The sequence below is a fragment of the Shewanella sp. CAL98-MNA-CIBAN-0140 genome (assembly GCF_040309905.1).
GTDB lineage: Bacteria > Pseudomonadota > Gammaproteobacteria > Enterobacterales > Shewanellaceae > Shewanella > Shewanella psychromarinicola.
Genome location: NZ_JBEOPI010000303.1, coordinates 1 through 233, shown reverse-complemented (window position 1 = coordinate 233; position 233 = coordinate 1). Strand labels below are relative to the sequence as shown.

General features: G+C 35.6%; 1 protein-coding gene. It reads right to left on the bottom strand.

Features of this window, described 5'->3' with window-relative positions:
* The coding region (locus AAEY93_RS21155) for an Ig-like domain-containing protein (protein ID WP_351079732.1) at positions 1-233 on the bottom strand (233 nt) is incomplete at both ends.

Below are 233 nucleotides of genomic sequence, written 5' to 3'. Positions count from 1 at the left end.
ATTATTACTAAAGTTGATTTCAACTATTGGTGCTGATTTATCTGAACTAAAAGTTACAGCTAATTCTTTTGATATAGGTCCATGATTTTCTTTTGCGGCAACAACTATATCGTGCGAGCCTTCAGGTAGGTTTTTCAATTCCCACTGGTAAACATAATAGCCCCCATTCGAACTTATTCTTTTTATAGGTACGTCAAATACAGAACCCGCCTTGTCTTCAATCCATACATTAC